Raw genomic sequence first — 21,972 nt, 5'->3', positions numbered from 1 at the left:
TTAGAGCGGCTTATTTCTTCAATAGGAAGTTTACCAGCTCAAAGTACTCATCCAATGACTGAATGCCACCAGCTTCGACTAGGTACTTGTTATTGACGATGACAGCAGGGACACCAGAAAGTCCGCTGTCTTTAAACTGCTTATCAAAACGACGCACCATAGAGTCAACAGCAAAGCCGTTAAATGCGGCATCAAATTTCTTCGCGTCCACACCTTCATCTAAGAAGATTTGACGTAGTTCTTCGTCATTGCGAGGCGGTTTGTTCATGTTATGGATACGGTTAAACATCACAGGAACCATCTTGTCTTCAATCTTTAACGCCACCATAGTCGCGTAGGCTTTGCTCATTGAAAGGCCCATGTTGCCACCCATAAAAGAAACGTGGTTCTTCTGGAACTTAGCGTCTGCTGGAATCTTTTTCTTAAGCTGTGCAATTATAGGCTCGAAACTGTTGCAGTGTGGGCAGTAGAACGAGAAGAACTCTGTTACCACAGGCTTAGAGGATTTTTCTAAGTCTAGAACTTTATAGTGAGTACCTTCTTGAAATTGTGCTGCACTTACTCCCAGGCTGACTAGAAGCGTCGCAAATAATGCGATGATTTTTTTCATTATTTTCTCCATGTGTAAAACCAAATCCTTATCAGGAATGGGGATAGTTTGTCACCACTGCGGTTGTAATGAAAGTGGCTTTTCATTCAGCGCGGCAATCTGTTCTTTAAAACCGAGCACTTGTCCTTCCCAGTATTTGGCATCATTGAACCAAGGAAAGGCTTGTGGGAATGCAGGATCATGCCAGCGTTTTGCCAACCAGGCCATGTAGTGCACCATACGTAGACCACGTAAAGGCTCAATTAGTTTCAATTGATCGTTAGGCAGGTCACCAAATTCTTGATATCCCTCCAACAGAACATCAAGTTGCATCATTTTGTCTTGTCGATCGCCATTGAGCAACATCCATAAATCCTGAATAGCAGGCCCATTACGAGCATCGTCTAGGTCCACAAACATCGGACCGTCACGCCAAAGAATGTTGCCCGGGTGGCAGTCGCCATGCAGACGAATGGTTTCACTCGGTTGCCAATGCGCTTCAATTTGCGAGATCAGTAAATCTAAGTCGCTGAAAAATGCATTTTCTAAGTGCGCAGGGATGAATGTAGATGACTGCAGCAGCTTTCTTGGCTGATATACGTACTCTTCCAGACCAATTGTCGGACGATGGATGAAGTTCTTTTGAGCTCCTACCTGATGGATACGGCCCATAAATCGACCCACCCATTCTAGTTGCTCTAGATTATCAACCTCGAACTGGCGACCACCTTCACTATTAAACAGAGTGAACAGATAACCTTGATACTCATGAATAGTCTCTCCGTTAATCGATAGAGGCGCTGCAATAGGTACTTCGTTTTCCACCAATTCATTGGAAAAGTCGTGCTCTTCTTGGATTTGCTCACGGCTCCAACGTTGCGGTCTATAGAACTTGACCACAAAGCGTTTTCTATCTTCATCAGTAAATTGATAGACGCGGTTTTCGTAACTGTTAAGAGCAAGCAAGCCGGATTCTGCTCGAACACCGATGCTTTCTAAGGCATACCACATGAAATCAGGAGTGAGGGCATCAAAGTTAAAGGCTTTATCTGTCATGTATAAAATAAAAGGGCTCATTGCTGAGCCCTTTTCCTATAATAGGTAGCTAACACGTCGGTTAGAGCTTCTTAATAAATCGACTTTCTACTTCTGTTGAGAAGTCATTACTGTCGCTCAGTATAAACTGAATTGTCGATACAGGTGAACTGAGTTGCTCTGGATCAGCACCTAAACTGATCGGCAAGTTATAGACTTCACCTGGTTCAACGGAAATGGTTTGTCGTCCATACCAAGTTGCATTTTCTAGTCCAGAAACACTGAGCGTATATTGTTGCTCTTGTTGTGTTTTATTGATGACCTTCAAGGTGTAGGTATTCTCCACCAGACCATCACTGTTAACTCGGAACAGTTGGTTACGATCCCTAAGAACACTCAGCCCCGCGGGGTCGACGGCCGAAATCTGCACAAAGAACAGGGCAATCATCACCAGTAATACCGAGCCATAACCTAGCAGCTTTGGTCGCATGACTTTGGTGTGTTTACCTGAGAGACGGTGCTCCGTGGTGTAGCTGATGAGACCTTTCTCATAGCCCATTCTGTCCATAGTCTTGTCACACGCATCAATACAAGCGCCGCAGTTGATGCATTCGTACTGCAAGCCATCTCGGATATCAATGCCTGTCGGGCATACTTGTACACAAAGGTCACAGTCAATGCAGTCACCTAAGCCCAGTTTTTTCGGGTCTGCTTTACGAGAGCGAGGGCCGCGAGTTTCACCTCGTTGACTGTTGTAACCAACAATAAAGGTGTCCTTATCAAACATGGCTGACTGGAAGCGAGCGTAAGGGCACATATGGATACACATGATGGAGCGCATCCACCCTGCATTTGCGTATGTACAACCGGCAAAAAACAACACCCAGAATACGGGCCAGAAACTGGCATTAAAGGTGAAAAAATCACTAACGAGCGCTCCAATTGGTACAAAATAACCGGTAAAGGTAAAGCCAGTCGCTAACGCGATAGCTAACCAAGCGACATGTTTGAGACCTTTACGCATAATGAGGTTTGGACTGAGTTTTCCACTGTCTTGCTTGCGTCGTTTGTTGGCGCTGCCTTCTAGTTTTTCTTCAAACCAAATGTACATAAAGGTCCAGACGGTTTGTGGGCATAAGTAGCCACACCATACTCGACCTAAAAACGTGGTGATAAAAAACAGGCCAAATGCGGCCACCATAAATAGTAACGCGAGTAGGGTGAGATCTTGCGGATAAAGTGTGGTGCCAAAAAAGTTAAATTGCTGATTACCAATATCAAGCAATACCGCTTGTCTCTCGCCATAAGGTATCCAAGGTACCAGTGCGAACAATAGGAGTAAAAACCAGCCGCCGTAGCGTCTAAGCTTTTGAAAGGTTCCTTTACTTTCACGAACGTAGATGCGATTGCTTGGGTTAAATCGATCTCCGTTGCCTTTGTGGGTTTTGGGGTTGAACGTTTTGGGTGTTACATCCTTTACGTCAATTTTATCCTGACTCATGCTGAGGCTGTCCTTCTTGGGCTGACGGTGCGTTTTGACGCACTCTATCTATTCCGACATTGCTGCGACTGGTAAGTCACTTACTAATCAGTACGCAGTATTAAAACCCAGCGATTATAACCTTGATAACAATTTCATTTCTTTAAGGCTATCAACCTTTAACAACAAAATTAGCGTCGGCTCATATAAAAAACGACCCTTAGAGGGTCGTTTTTATAACATTTGGTTATTTGATGATGCCGCGAGCCTTTAAGAGTGCGGTTTTGAAGTCATCCTCTTGGTCTTTCGCCAATCCTGGAATCATTTCGTCTTTCTGGCTATTACGCATTTTTAGATGGTAGATAAGAACATCATCAGTGAGATCTTCAAGCTTACCTTCGTATCCAGCTTCATTGGACAGTTTTATAATAAATTCCAGTAAGTTAAGGTCAGGTTCTTTCTGCCATTCTGGATGTATCAACTCAATGAGTTCGTTAACGCGGTGACACTTCATAACTTTCTCCACAATTTTTATAAGTATTTTTGAGTAAAAGTACCAAAAATCGAGGCTAATACCAATAAGTGAAGGAATTGGACACAAAAAAAAGCGCAGGATAACTGCGCTTTTTATTATGCCGCTTTAACAACTCTGGTTGGAGCTGGTGCCATACGAACACTTTGTTCAACGAGCGTCATTGAAGGAGCGACTTTTTTTGCGACAGGCGCAGAAACGAAACCACTGCGACGACGCGACGCACCACGATTTGAGTACGAAAACCTGACGGGTGTTGGGCGCATTGTTTTACCTAACAAGTCAGGCAATTCCATTGCCAATCTAATGGCCTGATTACTTATGAGAACACCGAAATAACTCTCAATGTCACTCTTTTTTGACTTATGCCACTCCAAATAAGTAATCAGGAATAATGATATGCATGCATATCACGCATAGAATACCACCAAGTTTGTGTGGATACGATAGTTTGCAGTGAATTATTGGTCATTTTTTCCACAATAGATTTGTGCGTTGGATATTTGTTTTCTCGATCATTTTGCGATAAAACGGTAGCACTATCTTGGGATATAAATGGATGTGCGTATGTCTTTTTTTAAGAAAACCTTAGCAAGTTTTGGTATCGGCGCCGCGCGAGTGGATTCTGTTCTTCACCAAGAATATCTCTATCCCGGCGAGACAGCGAAAGTTACGATTCACGTCTACGGTGGTAACACTGCCCAGACGGTGGATAACATCAATATGAGGCTTTGTTGTCGCTATATTGATGAGGTAGCACGTAGTAACCACGACAATAGCAATCAACCGGGCGCACCGAAAAAAAGAGTATCGAAAACCTTTGAGCTGCAAACATGGAAGCTGCCTTACGCATTTACCATTGAGCCAGGAGAAACACGAGACTTTGAGGTTGAGCTTGACGTGCCTTGGAATACTCCAGTGACAATTGGTGATTCTAAAGTATGGTTGGAAACTGGATTGGATATCGCGCTAGCAGCTGATCCAACAGATAAAGATATGCTGACAGTGAGGCCAGACCCATTAGTGGACGGCATATTCTCTGCTTTGGAAGAGCAAGGGTTACGTATTCGTCAGGTTGAGTGCGAAGCGGCAAAGGGCTTTGTTATGCCGTTTGTTCAAGAGTTTGAGTTTGTTCCAACCACAGGGCCTTACCATGGTCGCTGGCGTGAGCTTGAGATCATTGCTTACCGTAGTGAAGATGAACTCAAGTTATGGTTTGAAATCGATAGAAATAAAGAGGGAGTAAAAGGCATGCTCTCAAGTCTCATTGGTTTAGGGCAACTGAAACGAGAAATGCAGATCCCAAGTTCACTGTCTGGTGAAGAAGCGGGTCAGCAAGTTCTGGCTTACTTAGAGCAAACAACCTAATTTCAGCTAACGCATGTTAGCTGAATATGGCATACTCTTTAATCACTATCCTTTTAGAGTATGCCTTAATGTCCTCAGCAACTACTTCCAATTACAGCGCTCGTGAAGAGTGGGCGAACAGCATCTCTCATGGTATTGGAGTGCTGCTGTCCATTGTAGGCTTGATACTACTGCTGCAAAAAGCGCTTGGTGCGCATGCCGATGTTCTCACGATTACTAGTATGAGTCTTTATGGCGCTAGCATGATCACGCTATTTCTGGCCTCAACCTTGTATCACTCTATTGCTAACCCTAACAGTAAACGCTGGCTGAAAACTTTCGATCATTGCGCTATTTTCTTGTTAATAGCGGGTAGCTATACACCGTTTATGCTGGTGAGCCTGAGAACACCACTAGCAATTGGCTTAATGGTTGTTATTTGGGCGCTGGCTGTTATTGGCATCATTATGAAGTTGTTCTTCGTTTATCGCTTTAAACGTGCTTCATTGATTACCTATCTTGTCATGGGGTGGTTATCGGTGATAGTCATCTATCAATTGGCTAAGCATTTAGAGCCTTCAGGCTTAATACTATTGGCATTGGGTGGTGCGATTTACACCTTGGGTGTTGTGTTCTATGCCAATAAGCGGATACCCTATAACCATGCTATTTGGCATCTTTTTGTGCTTGCAGGAGCAGCTTGTCACTTTTTTGCCGTGTACTGGTATGTAGCGCCGGTTTAGCGGCGCCAAAATGCAGGGAAGAAGAGTACTAACAGGGTCAGGATTTCCAAACGGCCCATTAACATACCAAAGCTAAGCAGCCACTTAGCGGCGTCGGGAAGTGGCGCAAAGTTACCTGTTGGGCCAATGATATCGCCCATCCCAGGCCCTACGTTCGCGACTGCGGTGATAGAGCCGGAGATACTGGTAACGGGGTCCAACCCCATAGCACTCAATCCTGCGGCGATAACGATAATAGTCACGAAGAACATCAATACAAATGCGACAACTGAGCGCACGATATCATCATTGACCGGACGGTTATTGTAGCGTTGAACAAAAACGCCTGACGGATGAATAAGCTTCATCATTTGCTTATTAAGCAAGGTAACAGCTATCTGAAAGCGGAATATTTTGATGCCGCCCGAGGTTGAACCTGAACACGCTCCTACCATCATCATAAACGCAAAAATAACCGAAGGTAGCGGCCCCCAAGCCGTAAAGTCTTCCAGTCCAAAGCCCGTTGTTGTTACAACAGATACGATGTTGAACATGGATACTCGGAATGCATCATTTAGTGCATAGCCATCTTCCCAAAATAGCCACAACGCCACAACGGTGCTCGATACTAAAAACAGATACCCAAAGCCTCGAACCTGAGCATCCCTAAGCAATATTCTCGGATCGCGTTTTGTTAACGCAGCAACAAACAATAGGAAAGGTAGCCCGCCTAAGAACATAAAGATGGTACCGACCCAGTGTGCGCCTTCCGAGAAATGGTTCATAGAGCCATCGGAAGTGGAATAGCCGCCCGTTGAAAGTGTAGTGAATGAGTGATTAATTGCATCGAACAGATCCATTCCTGTCACTGTATAGCCCAGTAGACAAAGCCCAGTTAATACTAGATAAACCAGTACAATGTTTTTGGCGACCGTTTTGGCTCTCGGGCTGCTTTTATCTGACCAATCTGAAGATTCAGTCTGGAATAGACGCATACCACCGACATTAAGCATTGGCAGAACGGCAACCGCCATAACAATAAATCCGATACCACCTAACCATTGCAAAATAGAACGCCACAGTAAAATACTGGGAGCCATGTTGTCTAATCCGCTAAGTACCGTCGACCCTGTTGTCGTAATGCCAGACATGGTCTCGAAGTAAGCATCGGTGAAGCTGATATGGTTGATAAAAACAAAAGGGAGCGCGGCAAAGGCACTGGCAATAGTCCAAACCAAGCTAGTGATTAGGAACATATCACGCACACTGAGTTTGAAGTTTTTTGTGCGTCCAAGTGAGAGGCAAACAAAGGCGGCAAAATGGGTAATGACAACCGCTAAGCCAAAATCAAGGAAACCATCGGTACCAGTAAAGAAAGCAACCAATGTTGGGACGTACATAAATAGGGCTAGTTTAGAGAGCACTAACCCTATAACAAAGGAAACAGGACGGGCGTTAACCATTGGAGTGCCTTACAGGAAGAATGCACTTGGTTGGAACAATGCCTCAACGTCAGGCACGTATTTTTTGTCCACGAGGAACATCACTACGTGATCATCTTGCTCAATCACGGTGCGATCATGGGCAATAAGTACTTCTTCACCACGTACAATAGCGCCAATTGTGGTACCTGGTGGTAGTTTTATGTCACCAATGGCTTTGCCAACCACTTTAGATGTGGTTTCGTCACCATGAGCAACTGCTTCGATCGCCTCTGCGGCTCCGCGGCGCAGTGATGAGACGTTTACAATATCGGCACGACGAACGTGGGTAAGTAGAGCGGAAATAGTCGCTTGCTGAGGTGAAATCGCCACGTCTATGGTGCCACCCTGCACAAGATCAACATAAGCCCCACGCTGAATCAGTACCATGACCTTTTTTGCGCCCATTTTCTTCGCCAGCATCGCTGACATGATGTTGGTTTCATCTTCATTGGTGAGTGCAATAAATACGTCTACTTGGTCGATGTTCTCTTCGGTTAACAGCTCTTGATCCGCAGCATCACCACAAAAGACGATGGTGTTCTCTAGCTCTTCCGACAGCTTTTCGGCGCGCTTATAACTGCGCTCGATAAGCTTCACGCTGTAAGTTTGCTCTAGACGCTTAGCAAGACTAGCACCGATGTTACCACCACCAACAATCATGATGCGGCGGTATGGTTTTTCGAGTCGTTGCAATTCACTCATTACAGAGCGAATGTGATTACTTGCTGCTACGAAGAAGACTTCGTCATCCGCTTCGATAATAGTGGTACCTTGTGGTCGAATCGGACGCCCTTGACGGAAAATAGCCGCTACTCGAGTATCAATGTGAGGCATATGCTCACGCAGAGTCGACAGTGCATTCCCTACGAGCGGACCACCATAATAGGCTTTGACCGCGACTAAACTTACGCGTTCATCCGCAAAGCTGACGACTTGCAATGCCCCGGGGTATTGGATCAATCGTTCGATATAGCTGGTCACCAACTCTTCTGGAGCGATCAGGTGGTCAACAGGGATGGCACCTGAGTTGAACAGACTTTCTTTTTCAATCAGGTATTCACGAGAACGAATTCGAGCGACACGGTTTGGCGTATTGAATAAAGAGAACGCAACTTGGCATGCAGCCATGTTGGTTTCGTCCATATTGGTCACCGCCACTAGCATGTCAGCATCTTGTGCGCCAGCTTCACGCAATACATCAGGATGGCTAGCGTAGCCATTGACGACTCGCAAATCGTATTTATCTTGCAGCTCCCTTAGACGGTCACCGTTGCGATCGACGATGGTGATATCGTTGTTTTCACCCACAAGGTTCTCTGCGAGTGTGCCACCAACTTGACCTGCTCCAAGAATGATGATTTTCATAACATTGCGCTCTTTTGATAAATTCGACTTAACGAGTCACTAGCATAGCTATCAATAAGTTAGCATTCTACGCCTTTTTTAGCACAGCGTAATAGAAACCATCCATATCTTCTTCTCCAGGAAGAATCTGACGTCCTGGGTTATCGATGTCTGAATCAATAAGCTGTGCGTTGTCTGTGCGAGCAAGGAATGCTTTTACCTGCTCTTTGTTTTCTTGTGGTGTGATTGAACAAGTGGCGTACACCAATGTTCCACCTACTTTTAATTGCTGCCACATAGCGTCGAAGATCTCACGTTGTAGCTCTGCGAGTGCTTCAATGTCATCGGCGCGGCGCAACCATTTGATATCAGGGTGTCTACGAATCACCCCGGTTGCAGAACATGGCGCATCTAATAGAATGCGGTCAAATTGTTCACCTTGCCACCACTCACTTGGTGTTCTTGCATCGCCACATACTACTTTAGCCTGTAGCTGTAGGCGCTTAAGGTTGTCATGAACACGCTTCAATCTGGTCTCATCACAATCAATAGCTACCACTTGGCTGTCTTTAGTACGCTCCAGGATATGTGCAGTCTTGCCTCCGGGAGCGGCGCAACAATCCAAAATCAACTCTCCATCTTTAGGCTCTAAGTAGTTGATAGAAAGTTGTGCTGCGGCATCTTGTACCGATACCCAACCTTTATCGAAACCGGGAAGGTTGTTGACATCGCAAGGGGCGGCCAATTTTAGAGCATCCAAGGCTTCAGAGTGAGCGGTGGAATCTATGCCTTCATTTTTGAGTAGTGCTTGATAATCGTCACGATTGAGGTGCTGGTGGTTCACGCGCAGCCACATAGGTGCTTTGGTGTTATTAGCCTCTACAATCGTTTCCCATTGTTGTGGGTAGCTTTCTTGCAGTAGCTTCAGTAACCAACTAGGGTGGCCGTATTTTCCAGCATTGTGGCTGACGGAAATCTCATCTAGCTGCTCTTGGTTGCGTTGGTAGTTGCGTAGTACTGCATTGATAAGGCCGCGCAGTCTCGGACCTTTTAGCGTTTTGGTTGCTTCTACAGTCTCCCCCACCGCTGCATGAGCAGGAATTCGCATGTGGCCAATTTGATAGATGCCGACCAAAATCAGGTGATGAAATACACGTTGTTTGCCTTTTAATGGCTTATCCATTAGCTCGGATGCAACGGACTCCAAACGAGGCAATATGCGCAGCGCACCAAAGCAAATCTCTTGTAATAAGGCTTGATCTCTAGGTTTTACTTGTTGCTGGCCTAATGGAAGGGCGCTCGATAGAGATTGACCTTTATCAACCACTTGGAAAAGGATATTGGCCGCAGCAGCGCGAACATTCATGTTGGTTACCTAAATTTTTATCGACATTAAAAATAAAATAAGGCCCGCACTCAACGTGCTGGCCCTAACTATCATTGAGCATTTGCGTCTTTAGCTCAGAACGCTACTCACTTCAAACCAGCTGGCTTTAGAATTCAATACATCGCTCACTGGCATGGCTTTTTTGCCCGGTATTTGAATTTGTTCTAACACCAAAGTACCTTGACCGGTTGCGACGTAAATTCCTGTTTTATCAGCCTTAAGAATAGTCCCAGCTACTGATTCTGTCGCTTTGTCTTCTACCCGCGATTGCCAAACTTTGATGTTGTTCTCTTCTACAGAGAAGAAGCTCATAGGCCATGGGTTGAAAGCACGCACGCAGCGTTCAATGAATTCTGCTGGCTGATTCCAATCGATCTTCGCTTCATCTTTGCTTAGCTTGCTGGCGTAGTTTGCTTCATCGTCATTTTGCTTTTCTGGCGTAGCATTGCCTGAGGCAATATCAGCAAGACATTCGACTAAAGCTTGTGGGCCAAGCTCTGCCAGCTTATCGTACATGGTCGCACTGGTATCTGTTGCTTCAATAGGTAGTGTGGCAATTTTCAGCATATCACCGGTATCTAGGCCAATATCCATCTGCATAATTGTCACACCGGTTTGTGCATCCCCAGCCCAAATAGAGCGTTGAATAGGTGCAGCACCACGCCAGCGAGGCAGGATTGAACCATGAACATTGATACAACCTAGCTTTGGTGTATCAAGAACTGCTTGTGGCAACAACAGGCCATAAGCGACAACCACCATGATATCGGCATTGAGGTCTTTGAGCTCTTGCTTAGCTTCGTCAGACTTGAAATTGACGGGTTGATAAACCGGAATATCATGCTCAAGGGCAATATTTTTGACCGGACTAGCCGTTAGCTTTTTGCCTCGGCCTGCTGGTCTGTCAGGCTGGGTGTAAACAGCGATAACCTCGTGCTCCGAAGACAATAACGCCGCCAAGTGACGGGCGGCGAAGTCTGGAGTACCGGCAAACACAATACGTAATGATTGGCTCACGGAAACCTCACTTAATATTATTGTTTAGCGTTGAAGCGCTTAATTTTCTCGAGTTTGTCTTTGATGCGTTTACGCTTTAGAGGAGAAAGGTAATCAACAAACAGTTTACCCTCTAAGTGGTCAAGCTCATGCTGTACACAGATAGCCAATAGGTCATCTGCATCAAACGTAAACTCTTCACCATCGCGGTTCAGCGCTTTGACACTCACTTCAGCGGCGCGTGGCACTAGTGCGCGAGCACCAGGGACCGAAAGGCAGCCTTCTTCAATACCATCTTCACCGCGCTTTTCGGTAATTTCTGGGTTGATAAGTACCATCGGTTGGTCGCGAGTATCTGAAATATCAATCACAACAATTCGCTGATGAAAGTCAACTTGCGTTGCTGCAAGGCCAATTCCTTCTTCGTCGTACATGGTTTCAATCATGTCATCGACGACTTTTTGGATTTCCGGCGTTACGGCTTCAACGGGCTTAGCTACCGTTCTTAGGCGATCATCCGGGAAAGTTAATACTTGTAATACAGACATATACACTCAAAATGTTGAACTGTGCCGAATAGGCATGGACTTCGTTGGTTCAATTCTAGACATTTTCGCACCTAAATGACAGCATCCCTTGAAACAAAGCGAAGGATTGCGGTGTATGAAACAGGGAATATGTCTGTTATTGACTCTTTCATCTCTTTTTTCTATCACCTTATGGGCGTTTCAATCTCACGCTAGCGTAAGCGACTTCCTCAAACCAGATGCGCCTCGACATTATGTTGTTAAGTCTGGCGATACTTTATGGGCAGTTTCAGGGCGATACTTATCCTCTCCTTGGCGCTGGCCAGAGCTTTGGCTACACAACTCTCATATAGCTAATCCTCATAAAATTTACCCGGGAGATACGCTGTTATTAGTCTGGGTAGCAGGGCAACCGCAATTGATAAAGAAAGCGCTAAGGCGCCTTTCTCCAGTGACGGACGTTACGCCAAAACAGCCGTCAAGTTGGTTAAATCCTCGTGCCATTGCTCGTTATAGAGAACAAGAGAGATTGATACTTGCGAGTGAGTTAGCCACTTATCCTAAGATAGTAGGCTCTAGTCGTGGCTTGGATTACATTTCCAATCAAGATGAGGTTTACATTGATTATCAAGGCCATGAGCAAAACTGGGTCATTTATCGAGTGGGGAAGCTCTATCGCAACGATGATGAGCTCTTTACTATGAGAGAAATTAAACGACTGGCGACAGCCCGTTTGATGAAACAGGTAAATGATATTGCTGTTTTGCAGTTGACGGATTTTAATCATGAGCTCAAGCGAGGAGACATTGCTATTCCTATCTCCGAGCTAGCTCGAGATGAATCATCAACGCTTATTGAACCCAAAGCAGGGCCTAATGTAGAAGATCTTCGTATCGTAGGAATGCTCAATTCTCTGCATTTTGCGGTTCAAGGACATACGGTAGTGTTGAATGCAGGGCAAGACGCTTCTGTTGTTGAAGGCAGCAGCTACATACTAAAAAGGCCCAGTGAAACATTTGTTTATTCCGATGGTCAGCATGGCTTAAGTGGTCGTGACGAGTCTCATGTAGCTATGTCTCAGTTTCCATTAGTAGAAATAGGGCGCTTGATGGTGATTCACAGTTATCATCGTTTCAGTGTCGCACTGGTTACTGAGTCTCCAGAGCCCATCACCAAGCAAACCATTATTGTGCCACCAAGCAGCGATAGGGTGTATCGTGAGTGACGCTCGCACTCTAGCGTGGTTGCGGCTTTCTCTGTGCCCCGGCATCGGTGCTGTCACGTTTGAAAAGTTACGAGCGATAGATAATCCGCTCAACATTGTTAGCTATACACCACAGGAACTGGCCTCTATTGGTTTGAAGTCGCATCAAGTGGCGTTTATCCATCACCAATCGATAGCGCTTGCTGAACAGGCTCTCGCTTGGGCGTCGGTAGAGCGTCGCTACATTGTGACCAGTGGCGATAAGGCGTATCCGCCGCTATTGAGCGAAACCAAGGGAGCGCCGCCGGTTTTATTTGTTGAGGGGCAGTTATCGTTACTTGCGGCCCCTCAAATTGCCATGGTGGGAAGTCGCAATGCTACTTTGGAAGGACTAGAGATTGCTCGCAGCTATGCCAGTACATTTGCAAAGCATGATTACTGCGTGACGAGTGGCTTAGCTTTGGGCATTGACGGTCATGCTCATCAAGGAGCGCTGGATGCAAAAGGCCCTACTATTGCCGTATTGGGTTCTGGTTTATCGCAAATATATCCGGCACGTCATAAGTCCTTGGCCTCTCGAATTGCAGAGCATGGTGCGTTAGTCAGTGAACATTTACCTTCGGTAAAACCTAGGGCTGAGCACTTCCCGCGTCGTAACCGAATCGTAAGTGGACTGTCTTTAGCTGTATTGGTGGTTGAAGCGACAGAGAAAAGTGGTTCGTTGATTACTGCTAAATACGCGGCTGAGCAAGGGCGAGATGTTTTTGCCATTCCCGGTTCAATTCGCCACCCTTTTCATAGTGGTTGTCACTCGCTGATCAAATTGGGAGCTTGTTTGGTGCAGTCTCCTAATGATCTTCTTAGTGAAATAGAATCTCTCACCAACTGGTCTAAAAAAGTACAACCGACACTTTTTGACCAAGTTATTGATAAAGAAGAATTGCCATTTCCCGATCTGTTGGCTAACGTAGGAATAGAGGCAACACCAGTTGATATTTTAGCGCAAAAGACCCATATTCCTGTGCAAGAGGTCATGCAACAGCTACTAGAGCTCGAGTTATTAGGGCATGTTGTTGCAGTTAACGGTGGTTATATTCTTAAGGGGAGAGGCTAGCTATGATGATGGACATACTGATGTACCTGTTCGAAACCTACGTGCATAGTGATGCAGATCTGCAGGTAGACCAAGACGAACTTGAGGATGAACTGCTGCGAGTAGGCTTTAAGCAAAAAGATATTTATAAAGCGTTAGAATGGCTAGAGGATTTAGCCGAACTGCAAAATGCGGATAATCAATCGGCCATTGCAACCAGCGCCGCGACATCGACACGCATTTATACGGCGCAAGAAATGTCACGCATGGATGTGAAAAGCCGTGGCTTGCTGTTGTTCTTGGAGCAGATTGGTGTTTTGACAGCTGAAACTCGTGAAATGGTTATTGATCGTGTTATGGGACTGGAAACCAATGATTTTGAATTGGACGACCTAAAATGGATCATTTTGATGGTTTTGTTCAATGTTCCTGGCAACGAAAACGCGTACACTCTCATGGAAGAACTGATCTACACCGCAGAGAGGGGTGTAGTCCACTAAGCTAAGCCAAATTTGGCGATAAGTTAAGAGACACCCATGAGTGGTAAAATCGATAACCAACTTTTCTCGGCTCATGAACATGCGTTGGATCATGAGCCCTGTCCACAGTGTCATTCAGGCAAGTTGCTACTTAAGAATGGCAAACACGGTCCGTTTCTAGGCTGCGACCAATATCCAAGCTGCGATTATATTAAACCTCTGCATCAAAATGATGGGCATATTATCAAAGAGCTTGGTGTTGCTTGTCCCGATTGCGGTTCAGAATTGCTGTTACGTCAAGGACGCTTCGGTATGTTTATTGGGTGTAGCAATTACCCAGACTGCCATTTCATTCAGTCGCCAAATAAACAAGATGAGCCAGAGCAAGAAGCAAAAGACTCCGTTAGCTGTCCAGAGTGCAGCAAAGGGGCGCTAAAAGAGCGTAAATCACGTTTTGGAAAAGTGTTTTTTGCGTGCGATAGTTATCCTAAGTGCAAGTTTGCCGTGAATCATGTTCCGGTTCCCGGAGTGTGTCAGTATTGTGGCTACACGTTGCTGGTTGAGAAAAAACGCGCAGCAGGAACGGTGTTGGAATGTGCATCGAGACGATGCCAGAAAGTACAAGAATAAAAAACGGCTCCTAATTGGAGCCGTTTTTTTGTATTTAGGCTAGCTAATACTTACAGCGCAAGCGCTGCGGGTTTGAGAGCAGGGTAGGCTGACTCATCCAGTAAGTCTGCAAGCTGAACGAGTGTTGCTTTTAGCTCGCGTTGACTCGTTGCCGACACATTAATATGCCCCATTTTGCGTCCAGCACGTTTTTCTTTGCCATACCAATGAACATGACATCCAGCTAGAGCGTAAACAGCATCTGGAACGGAGTCTTCACCAAGGATATTAACCATAGAGGTGGCTCTAACGGCTTCCGTGGAACCAAGAGGCATGTCGCAAACTGCACGTAGGTGGTTTTCGAACTGACACGTATCGGCACCTTGCTGAGTCCAGTGTCCTGAGTTGTGTACGCGCGGCGCAATTTCATTGACGAGAAGTTGGCCGTTTACATCGAAAAACTCCAGTGCCAATACACCGACATATTCGAGAGACTCGGCGACAGCGGTAAACATTTGCACAGCTTGTGCCTGTAGCTCAGGCTCATTGATAGCAGTAGACAGAGTAAGTACTCCGTCAGTGTGTACATTTTCTGCCAGTGGATAAATCGCAATATCACCGTGTTGGTTGCGAGCACCCACAAGCGATACTTCACGTTGGAACGGCACAAATTCTTCAGCCACGATGGCTTGATTATCTGAATCCGCAATGCACTGAGCCATTTCAGTCCAGATTTGCTCTATATTTTCTAATGTTTTGAGTCGCCATTGTCCTTTGCCGTCATAGCCGCCTAGCGCACTCTTAAGTACCATAGGCAAACCTACGGTGGCGATAGCGGTATCAAGATCGCTACGTTCGGTAATAACCGCATAGGTCGCGTTCTTAACCCCAGCATTATCAAGCAGCGCTTTTTCAATTCGTCTATCACCACCGGCTTTAATCGCTTCTGTCGATGGCAAAAACTTCCCACTTGCTTCACAGGTAGCTAGGACATCGAGGGGAATATGTTCAAATTCTGCAGTAATAACGTCAGCTTGCGATATGGCTTGCTGTAGACCTTGCCCAAGCACTTCCAGAGTTAAGGGGTGCACAATGTTTTCGCTGCGCACATCAAAGGCAGAGATCTTGATATTGAGAGGGGCGCCAGCCAGCGACATCATTCGTGCTAACTGACCTGCACCAAGTACCAATACGTGTTTCATTATTAGTCCTCAGACGGATCTGGGTTAGCAAGAACGGTTTCGGTCTGTTGGCTGCGGAATGCTTCGACTTTCTCCATCACGGCATCATTATGAACACCAATGATTTGCGCTGCTAAGATTCCCGCATTTGCTGCGCCGGCTTCACCAATAGCGAGTGTGCCAACAGCAATGCCTTTTGGCATTTGCACAATAGACAGCAAAGAATCCATGCCTTTTAGTGCTCGGCTCTGTACAGGAACTCCGAGGACAGGAACACTGGTAAATGCTGCCGCCATGCCCGGAAGGTGCGCCGCACCGCCTGCTCCCGCAATAATAACTTTGATGCCACGCTCTTTTGCAGTCGTTGCATAGTCTGCTAATAGTTGAGGCGTGCGGTGCGCAGAAACAACCTTGGTTTCATAATCTACACCAAACTGATCAAGCATCTCTGCTGCTAGTTTCATGGTTGGCCAATCTGATTTTGAACCCATAATAATGCCGACTTTCATCCGAAGCTCCTTCAAGGCGTGTGCAAATGGACTAATTTGCGCGCATTATACGAGGATTTTTTTCTAAGGAAAACGTTTGCGTGAGTGATTTTTGTGTTTTTTTCTGGATTCTCATGTCGCTTTTCCGCATAGTGCCGTTGAAATGTAAATTAATTGTTTAGGTTTTAATAAAAGGAAGGCTCGGTGGATAATTTTCAAAGTACAGTTGCCGCACTTAAATCTGGTGAAGTGATTGCTTATCCGACTGAAGGAGTATTTGGTGTCGGTTGTGACCCTGATGATATCAGTGCCATTGAAAAACTACTGGCAGTGAAACAACGTCCAGTAGAGAAAGGACTGATCCTAATCGCTGCCAACTATGAACAGCTTCGACCTTATGTTGACGAGGCTAAGTTGACAGCGACGCAGCTCGAAAGTGTACAAAATACTTGGCCAGGACCTTATACCTGGATTATGCCAGCGAGTGACAGAGTCTCATCATGGCTTAGTGGTGCATTCGATACGATTGCGGTTCGAGTTACCGATCACGAGTTAGTACAGCAGCTTTGCCTTTCTTATGGTAAGCCGATTACCTCGACCAGTGCCAACTTGTCAGGAATGCCTTCTTGCATGACAACCGAAGAAGTCAAATCGCAGCTAGGTGATCGATTGGCGGAAATTCTTGATGGTGAAACTGGCGGTCGTAATAAACCGAGTGAAATTCGAGATGCAAGAACGTTAAAAGTATTGAGACAAGGCTGAGGGTAATTAGATGCAACAAGTGGATAAACATCAGGTCAAAGCTTTTTTATTACAGCTCCAGGATGATATTTGCCAAAAGCTTGAACATGAAGATGGTGGTGCAACATTTCAGCAGGATGAATGGCTGCGCGAGCAAGGTGGCGGTGGTCGTAGTCGAGTATTAAAAGATGGTGTGGTCTTCGAGCAAGGTGGTGTTAACTTTTCTCATGTTTTTGGAGACAAAATGCCAGCTTCCGCGACAGCTCACCGACCTGAATTAGCGGGTCGAAAATTTGAAGCGATGGGCGTGTCTTTAGTTATTCATCCTAAAAACCCTTACATTCCAACATCCCATGCCAACGTACGTTTCTTTATTGCTGAAAAAGAGGGTGAGGCACCTATCTGGTGGTTTGGTGGTGGCTTTGACCTTACGCCGTTTTATCCATTTGAAGAAGATTGTCAACACTGGCACCAAGTGGCCAAGGATATTTGTGCGCCATTTGGAGAGCAGGTCTATAACGAACATAAGAAATGGTGTGACGAGTACTTCTTCCTTCCTCATCGTAACGAAACTCGTGGTGTGGGTGGTTTGTTTTTTGACGACCTCAACCAATGGGGTTTCGAGCGCAGCTTTGCCTATATGAAAGCCGTTGGTTCTAGTTATACCGATGCGTATTTACCGATAGTACAGAAACGAAAGCATACAGAATTCGGAGAGAGAGAGCGTCAGTTCCAACTTTATCGACGTGGTCGCTATGTCGAATTTAACTTGGTCTATGACCGAGGTACATTATTTGGTTTGCAAAGTGGTGGTCGCACGGAGTCTATTTTAATGTCGATGCCACCACTAGCTCGCTGGGAATATAGTTATCAACCAGAAGAAGGCTCACCAGAAAACGAGCTTTACGCGCACTACCTTCAGCCGCGAGACTGGTAAAGCGACAGGCATAGCTTGGCGAATGAGTGTCGAAGTGATAGTGTCGAACTATTCACTTTGGCACGCAGCAGGCAAGGACATGAGCAAGCCCGATCAGTACGTCGTTTTTGGAAACCCCATTTCACAAAGCAAGTCTCCTTACATACATACACTCTTCGCACGTCAAACTTCTCAACATATTGAATATGGGCGCTTGCAGCCAGAGGAGGGAGAGTTCACTCAAGCTGCTAGTCAGTTTTTTGCTGATGGTGGTCGAGGCTGCAATATTACTGCGCCATTTAAAGAAGATGCCTTCCAGTTCGCTAGTCGATTAACCGAGCGTGCTGAACTAGCCGGAGCGGTCAACACACTCAAGAAACTGGATGATGGTGAAATCATTGGTGATAACACTGACGGAGAAGGGTTGGTTCAAGACTTGTTGCAGCATCAAGTGCAATTAGCGGGCGCTTCAATTTTAGTTATAGGGGCTGGCGGCGCAGCTCGAGGTGTACTTAAGCCGTTACTTGATCAACAGCCAAGCTCCATAACCATTACTAATCGTACTTATGAAAAAGCTCAACAACTGGCCGAATTGTTTTCGCCTTTTGGAACTATACAAGCAGCGGAAATAAACAGTGTTGGCTGTGCCTATGATGTGGTAATCAATTCGACATCTGCTAGTTTATATAAGCAAGTACCAGATATTAGTGATGCGATCTTCGGTGCCAATACTGTCAGCTATGATATGGCTTATGGTCAGGGACTGACGACATTTAACCAGTGGGCCAAAACGTCCGGTGCTCGATGTGTTTATGATGGATTAGGTATGTTGGTGGGACAGGCTGCAGAAAGCTTTTTGTTGTGGCGTGGACTAAGACCTGGGACGAAACAAATTCTTAGAGAGCTAAGAAAGAACCTCGAGGCTTAAGTAATGAATCAATCTATTCTATTCTCCGACCAAGTGACGTGGGATGAAGCAACTGGAATGGTTGAGTTTCATGCACACCAGTCGGGTATGCTTATTGTTTGTTTGGTGAGTTTAGAAAAGCTAGCTCAACTCGCCTACCAGAAAGAGGTCTCTAAACAAGAGGCTATACCAATGTTTGACTCTGTTCGCTTTGATATAGAAGAAATAGCAGAAGCTCTCATAGAAGATGAGAGCTTTGATGAGCAAGGTAAGATAGTCATTCGTTAACGAATGGAATGCACCTTGTGCATATAGTCGTTCTTATTCTGAACATAGTTATCAGCTGATTTCTGTAAAAAAGCACGTTCCTTATCCGTAAGAGGTCGTGCTTGTTTTACCGGGCTCCCTACATATAGATAACCACTTTCGAGTCTCTTATTTGGTGGTACCAAACTTCCGGCACCAATCATTACCTCAGACTCAACAATTGCACCATCGAGAATAATGGACCCCATACCGACCAAAACTCGATCTGCAATAATACAGCCATGAAGCATTACTTTATGACCAATGGTTACATCATTACCTATAAGTAACGGATAACCCTCTGGGTTATCGCTGTTCTTGTGAGTAACATGAAGAACACTGTTATCTTGGATATTGGTGCGCTCGCCAATAACGATATGATTCACGTCACCCCTAGCAGAAACTAAAGGCCAGATACTGGCGTCTTTTCCTAAACGTACATCTCCAACAATCACGCTCGTCTTATCTATATAGACCGAGCCATCAAGTTGAGGAGAGATGCCTTTATAGCTGCGTATTGAAGTCATAGTGTTCCCTAAGTCGATATTTGTTAGTTAGTTTGGCGCTAATTTAAGGCTATTTATAGGGCTAAAGAGCAAAATATAATCATCCAAACAAAAAAACAGAAAAAAATGCATTTTGGGTATTGCCAAGAAGATTTCGATCTCTATAATGCCCCCTCGCTGACACGGGAACGCAGACGAAAGTTCGCATCCAGTCAGAAGGCCTCAAGCTTCTAAGAAGCTTAGCAAAATAAGTTGAAAAAAGTGGTTGACACGACAACTTATCTCGCTAAAATGGCCGTCCGTTTTGAGCAAAGCTCAAAACAAGCTCTTTAACAATATAAACCTATCAATCTGTGTGGGCACTCGTTGATGATAATCAAATTAGAAACTTCGGTTTCAAATTAGGTTTTCAATGAACTGAGTGACCAATCAAGTCGAAAGACTTGGCACAGTCAATTCATTATCGTTCTGTTGGAACGATAATAGCTTTAGATTACTAAGGTAGTTTAAAGTCAGTATTCATTGAGCCGACAAAATCTTAAATTGAAGAGTTTGATCATGGCTCAGATTGAACGCTGGCGGCAGGCCTAACACATGCAAGTCGAGCGGAAACGAGTTAACTGACCCTTCGGGTGACGTTAACGGCGTCGAGCGGCGGACGGGTGAGTAATGCCTGGGAAATTGCCCTGATGTGGGGGATAACCATTGGAAACGATGGCTAATACCGCATAATACCTTCGGGCCAAAGAGGGGGACCTTCGGGCCTCTCGCGTCAGGATATGCCCAGGTGGGATTAGCTAGTTGGTGAGGTAATGGCTCACCAAGGCGACGATCCCTAGCTGGTCTGAGAGGATGATCAGCCACACTGGAACTGAGACACGGTCCAGACTCCTACGGGAGGCAGCAGTGGGGAATATTGCACAATGGGCGCAAGCGAGATGCAGCCATGCCGCGTGTGTGAAGAAGGCCTTCGGGTTGTAAAGCACTTTCAGCAGTGAGGAAGGCGGGTACGTTAATAGCGTGCTCGTTTGACGTTAGCTGCAGAAGAAGCACCGGCTAACTCCGTGCCAGCAGCCGCGGTAATACGGAGGGTGCGAGCGTTAATCGGAATTACTGGGCGTAAAGCGCATGCAGGTGGTTCGTTAAGTCAGATGTGAAAGCCCGGGGCTCAACCTCGGAACTGCATTTGAAACTGGCGGACTAGAGTACTGTAGAGGGGGGTAGAATTTCAGGTGTAGCGGTGAAATGCGTAGAGATCTGAAGGAATACCGGTGGCGAAGGCGGCCCCCTGGACAGATACTGACACTCAGATGCGAAAGCGTGGGGAGCAAACAGGATTAGATACCCTGGTAGTCCACGCCGTAAACGATGTCTACTTGGAGGTTGTGGCCTTGAGCCGTGGCTTTCGGAGCTAACGCGTTAAGTAGACCGCCTGGGGAGTACGGTCGCAAGATTAAAACTCAAATGAATTGACGGGGGCCCGCACAAGCGGTGGAGCATGTGGTTTAATTCGATGCAACGCGAAGAACCTTACCTACTCTTGACATCCAGAGAAGCCAGCGGAGACGCAGGTGTGCCTTCGGGAGCTCTGAGACAGGTGCTGCATGGCTGTCGTCAGCTCGTGTTGTGAAATGTTGGGTTAAGTCCCGCAACGAGCGCAACCCTTATCCTTGTTTGCCAGCGAGTAATGTCGGGAACTCCAGGGAGACTGCCGGTGATAAACCGGAGGAAGGTGGGGACGACGTCAAGTCATCATGGCCCTTACGAGTAGGGCTACACACGTGCTACAATGGCGCATACAGAGGGCAGCCAACTTGCGAAAGTGAGCGAATCCCAAAAAGTGCGTCGTAGTCCGGATTGGAGTCTGCAACTCGACTCCATGAAGTCGGAATCGCTAGTAATCGTAGATCAGAATGCTACGGTGAATACGTTCCCGGGCCTTGTACACACCGCCCGTCACACCATGGGAGTGGGCTGCAAAAGAAGTGGGTAGTTTAACCTTCGGGAGGACGCTCACCACTTTGTGGTTCATGACTGGGGTGAAGTCGTAACAAGGTAGCCCTAGGGGAACCTGGGGCTGGATCACCTCCTTATACGAA

The 21,972-nt window shown here is 46.0% G+C and carries 23 protein-coding genes and 1 rRNA gene; 11 read left to right on the top strand and 13 right to left on the bottom strand.

Features of this window, described 5'->3' with window-relative positions; translation table 11 throughout:
• Window positions 1-10: 10 nt before the first annotated feature.
• The 5 genes from HOP38_RS16025 to HOP38_RS16005 all read right to left on the bottom strand — a co-directional run bounded on the left by HOP38_RS16025 (window position 11) and on the right by HOP38_RS16005 (window position 3,932).
• Window positions 11-610, bottom strand: coding sequence for a thiol:disulfide interchange protein DsbA/DsbL (locus HOP38_RS16025; RefSeq protein WP_031493306.1), 600 nt, complete (start codon window positions 608-610; stop codon window positions 11-13).
• A gap of 51 nt (window positions 611-661) precedes the next feature.
• On the bottom strand, window positions 662-1,645 hold the full coding sequence (locus HOP38_RS16020) for a serine/threonine protein kinase (protein ID WP_198558518.1): 984 nt from the start codon (window positions 1,643-1,645) through the stop codon (window positions 662-664).
• Between the two features lie 61 nt (window positions 1,646-1,706).
• Entirely contained in the window at window positions 1,707-3,125 is a 1,419-nt protein-coding gene (gene ccoG / locus HOP38_RS16015) for a cytochrome c oxidase accessory protein CcoG (RefSeq protein WP_006073011.1), read from the bottom strand.
• Window positions 3,126-3,351: 226 nt separating this feature from the next.
• The gene (locus HOP38_RS16010) at window positions 3,352-3,618 is read right to left on the bottom strand and encodes a YihD family protein (RefSeq protein ID WP_006073010.1); all 267 of its coding nucleotides are present in this window, start codon (window positions 3,616-3,618) and stop codon (window positions 3,352-3,354) included.
• Window positions 3,619-3,734: 116 nt separating this feature from the next.
• Window positions 3,735-3,932, bottom strand: a complete 198-nt coding sequence (locus tag HOP38_RS16005) for a hypothetical protein (RefSeq protein WP_006073009.1) — start codon at window positions 3,930-3,932, stop codon at window positions 3,735-3,737.
• 271 nt (window positions 3,933-4,203) lie between these two features.
• Between HOP38_RS16005 and HOP38_RS16000 the strand changes: the two genes are divergently transcribed.
• Both HOP38_RS16000 and trhA read left to right on the top strand, forming a co-directional pair.
• Window positions 4,204-5,004, top strand: a complete 801-nt coding sequence (locus HOP38_RS16000) for a sporulation protein (protein ID WP_031495732.1) — start codon at window positions 4,204-4,206, stop codon at window positions 5,002-5,004.
• A gap of 68 nt (window positions 5,005-5,072) precedes the next feature.
• The gene (gene trhA, locus HOP38_RS15995) at window positions 5,073-5,726 is read left to right on the top strand and encodes a PAQR family membrane homeostasis protein TrhA (protein WP_062463682.1); all 654 of its coding nucleotides are present in this window, start codon (window positions 5,073-5,075) and stop codon (window positions 5,724-5,726) included.
• Here trhA and HOP38_RS15990 read toward each other — a convergent pair.
• The 5 genes from HOP38_RS15990 to def all read right to left on the bottom strand — a co-directional run bounded on the left by HOP38_RS15990 (window position 5,723) and on the right by def (window position 11,464).
• Window positions 5,723-7,168, bottom strand: a complete 1,446-nt coding sequence (locus tag HOP38_RS15990) for a TrkH family potassium uptake protein (protein WP_006073006.1) — start codon at window positions 7,166-7,168, stop codon at window positions 5,723-5,725. The genes trhA and HOP38_RS15990 overlap by 4 nt on opposite strands.
• 9 nt (window positions 7,169-7,177) lie before the next feature.
• Window positions 7,178-8,554 (bottom strand): Trk system potassium transporter TrkA, encoded by a 1,377-nt coding sequence (trkA, locus tag HOP38_RS15985; RefSeq protein ID WP_006073005.1) that lies wholly within the window; start codon window positions 8,552-8,554, stop codon window positions 7,178-7,180.
• A 67-nt stretch (window positions 8,555-8,621) separates the two neighbouring features.
• Complete coding sequence (rsmB, locus tag HOP38_RS15980; RefSeq protein WP_062463686.1) at window positions 8,622-9,899, bottom strand: 16S rRNA (cytosine(967)-C(5))-methyltransferase RsmB; 1,278 nt, start codon at window positions 9,897-9,899, stop codon at window positions 8,622-8,624.
• 90 nt (window positions 9,900-9,989) lie between these two features.
• Window positions 9,990-10,937: a methionyl-tRNA formyltransferase gene (gene fmt, locus HOP38_RS15975; protein WP_198558477.1), complete on the bottom strand. Its 948-nt coding sequence runs from the start codon at window positions 10,935-10,937 to the stop codon at window positions 9,990-9,992.
• 17 nt (window positions 10,938-10,954) lie between these two features.
• On the bottom strand, window positions 10,955-11,464 hold the full coding sequence (def, locus tag HOP38_RS15970) for a peptide deformylase (protein ID WP_006073002.1): 510 nt from the start codon (window positions 11,462-11,464) through the stop codon (window positions 10,955-10,957).
• A gap of 115 nt (window positions 11,465-11,579) precedes the next feature.
• Between def and HOP38_RS15965 the strand changes: the two genes are divergently transcribed.
• From HOP38_RS15965 to HOP38_RS15950, 4 genes are read left to right on the top strand one after another with little or no spacing between them, the layout of a single operon-like run.
• Entirely contained in the window at window positions 11,580-12,668 is a 1,089-nt protein-coding gene (locus HOP38_RS15965; protein WP_198558476.1) for a LysM peptidoglycan-binding domain-containing protein, read from the top strand.
• Window positions 12,661-13,761 (top strand): DNA-processing protein DprA, encoded by a 1,101-nt coding sequence (gene dprA, locus HOP38_RS15960; protein WP_198558475.1) that lies wholly within the window; start codon window positions 12,661-12,663, stop codon window positions 13,759-13,761. The genes HOP38_RS15965 and dprA overlap by 8 nt, the downstream gene beginning before the upstream one ends.
• A 2-nt stretch (window positions 13,762-13,763) precedes the next feature.
• Window positions 13,764-14,240 (top strand): DUF494 family protein, encoded by a 477-nt coding sequence (locus HOP38_RS15955; protein WP_198558474.1) that lies wholly within the window; start codon window positions 13,764-13,766, stop codon window positions 14,238-14,240.
• A gap of 36 nt (window positions 14,241-14,276) precedes the next feature.
• Window positions 14,277-14,849, top strand: coding sequence for a DNA topoisomerase family protein (locus HOP38_RS15950; protein ID WP_063604586.1), 573 nt, complete (start codon window positions 14,277-14,279; stop codon window positions 14,847-14,849).
• A 50-nt stretch (window positions 14,850-14,899) separates the two neighbouring features.
• Here HOP38_RS15950 and HOP38_RS15945 read toward each other — a convergent pair whose 3' ends face one another.
• Together HOP38_RS15945 and purE are read right to left on the bottom strand one after the other, a co-directional pair.
• Window positions 14,900-16,030, bottom strand: coding sequence for a 5-(carboxyamino)imidazole ribonucleotide synthase (locus HOP38_RS15945; RefSeq protein ID WP_198558473.1), 1,131 nt, complete (start codon window positions 16,028-16,030; stop codon window positions 14,900-14,902).
• Window positions 16,031-16,032: 2 nt separating this feature from the next.
• The gene (gene purE, locus HOP38_RS15940) at window positions 16,033-16,518 is read right to left on the bottom strand and encodes a 5-(carboxyamino)imidazole ribonucleotide mutase (protein WP_006072996.1); all 486 of its coding nucleotides are present in this window, start codon (window positions 16,516-16,518) and stop codon (window positions 16,033-16,035) included.
• 183 nt (window positions 16,519-16,701) lie between these two features.
• Between purE and tsaC the strand changes: the two genes are divergently transcribed.
• The 4 genes from tsaC to HOP38_RS15920 all read left to right on the top strand — a co-directional run bounded on the left by tsaC (window position 16,702) and on the right by HOP38_RS15920 (window position 19,349).
• Window positions 16,702-17,259 carry an L-threonylcarbamoyladenylate synthase type 1 TsaC gene (tsaC, locus tag HOP38_RS15935; protein WP_198558472.1) on the top strand — a complete coding sequence of 186 codons (558 nt, stop codon included), beginning with the start codon at window positions 16,702-16,704 and terminating at the stop codon, window positions 17,257-17,259.
• 10 nt (window positions 17,260-17,269) lie between these two features.
• Window positions 17,270-18,175, top strand: coding sequence for an oxygen-dependent coproporphyrinogen oxidase (gene hemF / locus HOP38_RS15930; protein WP_088876447.1), 906 nt, complete (start codon window positions 17,270-17,272; stop codon window positions 18,173-18,175).
• 79 nt (window positions 18,176-18,254) lie between these two features.
• Complete coding sequence (aroE, locus tag HOP38_RS15925; RefSeq protein WP_038222701.1) at window positions 18,255-19,082, top strand: shikimate dehydrogenase; 828 nt, start codon at window positions 18,255-18,257, stop codon at window positions 19,080-19,082.
• 3 nt (window positions 19,083-19,085) lie between these two features.
• Window positions 19,086-19,349 (top strand): DUF1488 family protein, encoded by a 264-nt coding sequence (locus tag HOP38_RS15920; RefSeq protein ID WP_038224116.1) that lies wholly within the window; start codon window positions 19,086-19,088, stop codon window positions 19,347-19,349.
• On the opposite strand, the gene HOP38_RS15915 is transcribed toward HOP38_RS15920, so the two are convergent.
• Window positions 19,346-19,894 carry a gamma carbonic anhydrase family protein gene (locus HOP38_RS15915; protein WP_198558471.1) on the bottom strand — a complete coding sequence of 183 codons (549 nt, stop codon included), beginning with the start codon at window positions 19,892-19,894 and terminating at the stop codon, window positions 19,346-19,348. The genes HOP38_RS15920 and HOP38_RS15915 overlap by 4 nt on opposite strands.
• A gap of 519 nt (window positions 19,895-20,413) precedes the next feature.
• Here HOP38_RS15915 and HOP38_RS15910 point away from each other — a divergent pair.
• Window positions 20,414-21,966: ribosomal RNA gene (locus HOP38_RS15910) — 16S ribosomal RNA — on the top strand.
• Window positions 21,967-21,972 lie beyond the last annotated feature (6 nt).

The organism is Vibrio mediterranei (genome assembly GCF_013364395.1).
GTDB lineage: Bacteria > Pseudomonadota > Gammaproteobacteria > Enterobacterales > Vibrionaceae > Vibrio > Vibrio mediterranei.
Note: the sequence above shows the minus strand (reverse complement) of the source record. Positions and strands in the feature narration are given on the sequence as shown.

What these genes read in the sequence shown, in the direction of transcription:
- ccoG (WP_006073011.1), bottom strand. Translation starts at nt 3,125, where the DNA reads ATGAGTCAGGATAAAATTGACGTAAAGGATGTAACACCCAAAACGTTC.
- aroE (WP_038222701.1), top strand. Translation starts at nt 18,255, where the DNA reads ATGAGCAAGCCCGATCAGTACGTCGTTTTTGGAAACCCCATTTCACAA.
- HOP38_RS16025 (WP_031493306.1), bottom strand. Translation starts at nt 610, where the DNA reads ATGAAAAAAATCATCGCATTATTTGCGACGCTTCTAGTCAGCCTGGGA.
- HOP38_RS15990 (WP_006073006.1), bottom strand. Translation starts at nt 7,168, where the DNA reads ATGGTTAACGCCCGTCCTGTTTCCTTTGTTATAGGGTTAGTGCTCTCT.
- purE (WP_006072996.1), bottom strand. Translation starts at nt 16,518, where the DNA reads ATGAAAGTCGGCATTATTATGGGTTCAAAATCAGATTGGCCAACCATG.
- rsmB (WP_062463686.1), bottom strand. Translation starts at nt 9,899, where the DNA reads ATGAATGTTCGCGCTGCTGCGGCCAATATCCTTTTCCAAGTGGTTGAT.
- HOP38_RS16010 (WP_006073010.1), bottom strand. Translation starts at nt 3,618, where the DNA reads ATGAAGTGTCACCGCGTTAACGAACTCATTGAGTTGATACATCCAGAA.
- HOP38_RS15950 (WP_063604586.1), top strand. Translation starts at nt 14,277, where the DNA reads ATGAGTGGTAAAATCGATAACCAACTTTTCTCGGCTCATGAACATGCG.
- trhA (WP_062463682.1), top strand. Translation starts at nt 5,073, where the DNA reads ATGTCCTCAGCAACTACTTCCAATTACAGCGCTCGTGAAGAGTGGGCG.
- def (WP_006073002.1), bottom strand. Translation starts at nt 11,464, where the DNA reads ATGTCTGTATTACAAGTATTAACTTTCCCGGATGATCGCCTAAGAACG.
- HOP38_RS15945 (WP_198558473.1), bottom strand. Translation starts at nt 16,030, where the DNA reads ATGAAACACGTATTGGTACTTGGTGCAGGTCAGTTAGCACGAATGATG.
- HOP38_RS15955 (WP_198558474.1), top strand. Translation starts at nt 13,764, where the DNA reads ATGATGATGGACATACTGATGTACCTGTTCGAAACCTACGTGCATAGT.
- HOP38_RS15915 (WP_198558471.1), bottom strand. Translation starts at nt 19,894, where the DNA reads ATGACTTCAATACGCAGCTATAAAGGCATCTCTCCTCAACTTGATGGC.
- HOP38_RS16005 (WP_006073009.1), bottom strand. Translation starts at nt 3,932, where the DNA reads ATGGAATTGCCTGACTTGTTAGGTAAAACAATGCGCCCAACACCCGTC.
- HOP38_RS16020 (WP_198558518.1), bottom strand. Translation starts at nt 1,645, where the DNA reads ATGACAGATAAAGCCTTTAACTTTGATGCCCTCACTCCTGATTTCATG.
- HOP38_RS15920 (WP_038224116.1), top strand. Translation starts at nt 19,086, where the DNA reads ATGAATCAATCTATTCTATTCTCCGACCAAGTGACGTGGGATGAAGCA.
- HOP38_RS15965 (WP_198558476.1), top strand. Translation starts at nt 11,580, where the DNA reads ATGAAACAGGGAATATGTCTGTTATTGACTCTTTCATCTCTTTTTTCT.
- hemF (WP_088876447.1), top strand. Translation starts at nt 17,270, where the DNA reads ATGCAACAAGTGGATAAACATCAGGTCAAAGCTTTTTTATTACAGCTC.
- HOP38_RS16000 (WP_031495732.1), top strand. Translation starts at nt 4,204, where the DNA reads ATGTCTTTTTTTAAGAAAACCTTAGCAAGTTTTGGTATCGGCGCCGCG.
- trkA (WP_006073005.1), bottom strand. Translation starts at nt 8,554, where the DNA reads ATGAAAATCATCATTCTTGGAGCAGGTCAAGTTGGTGGCACACTCGCA.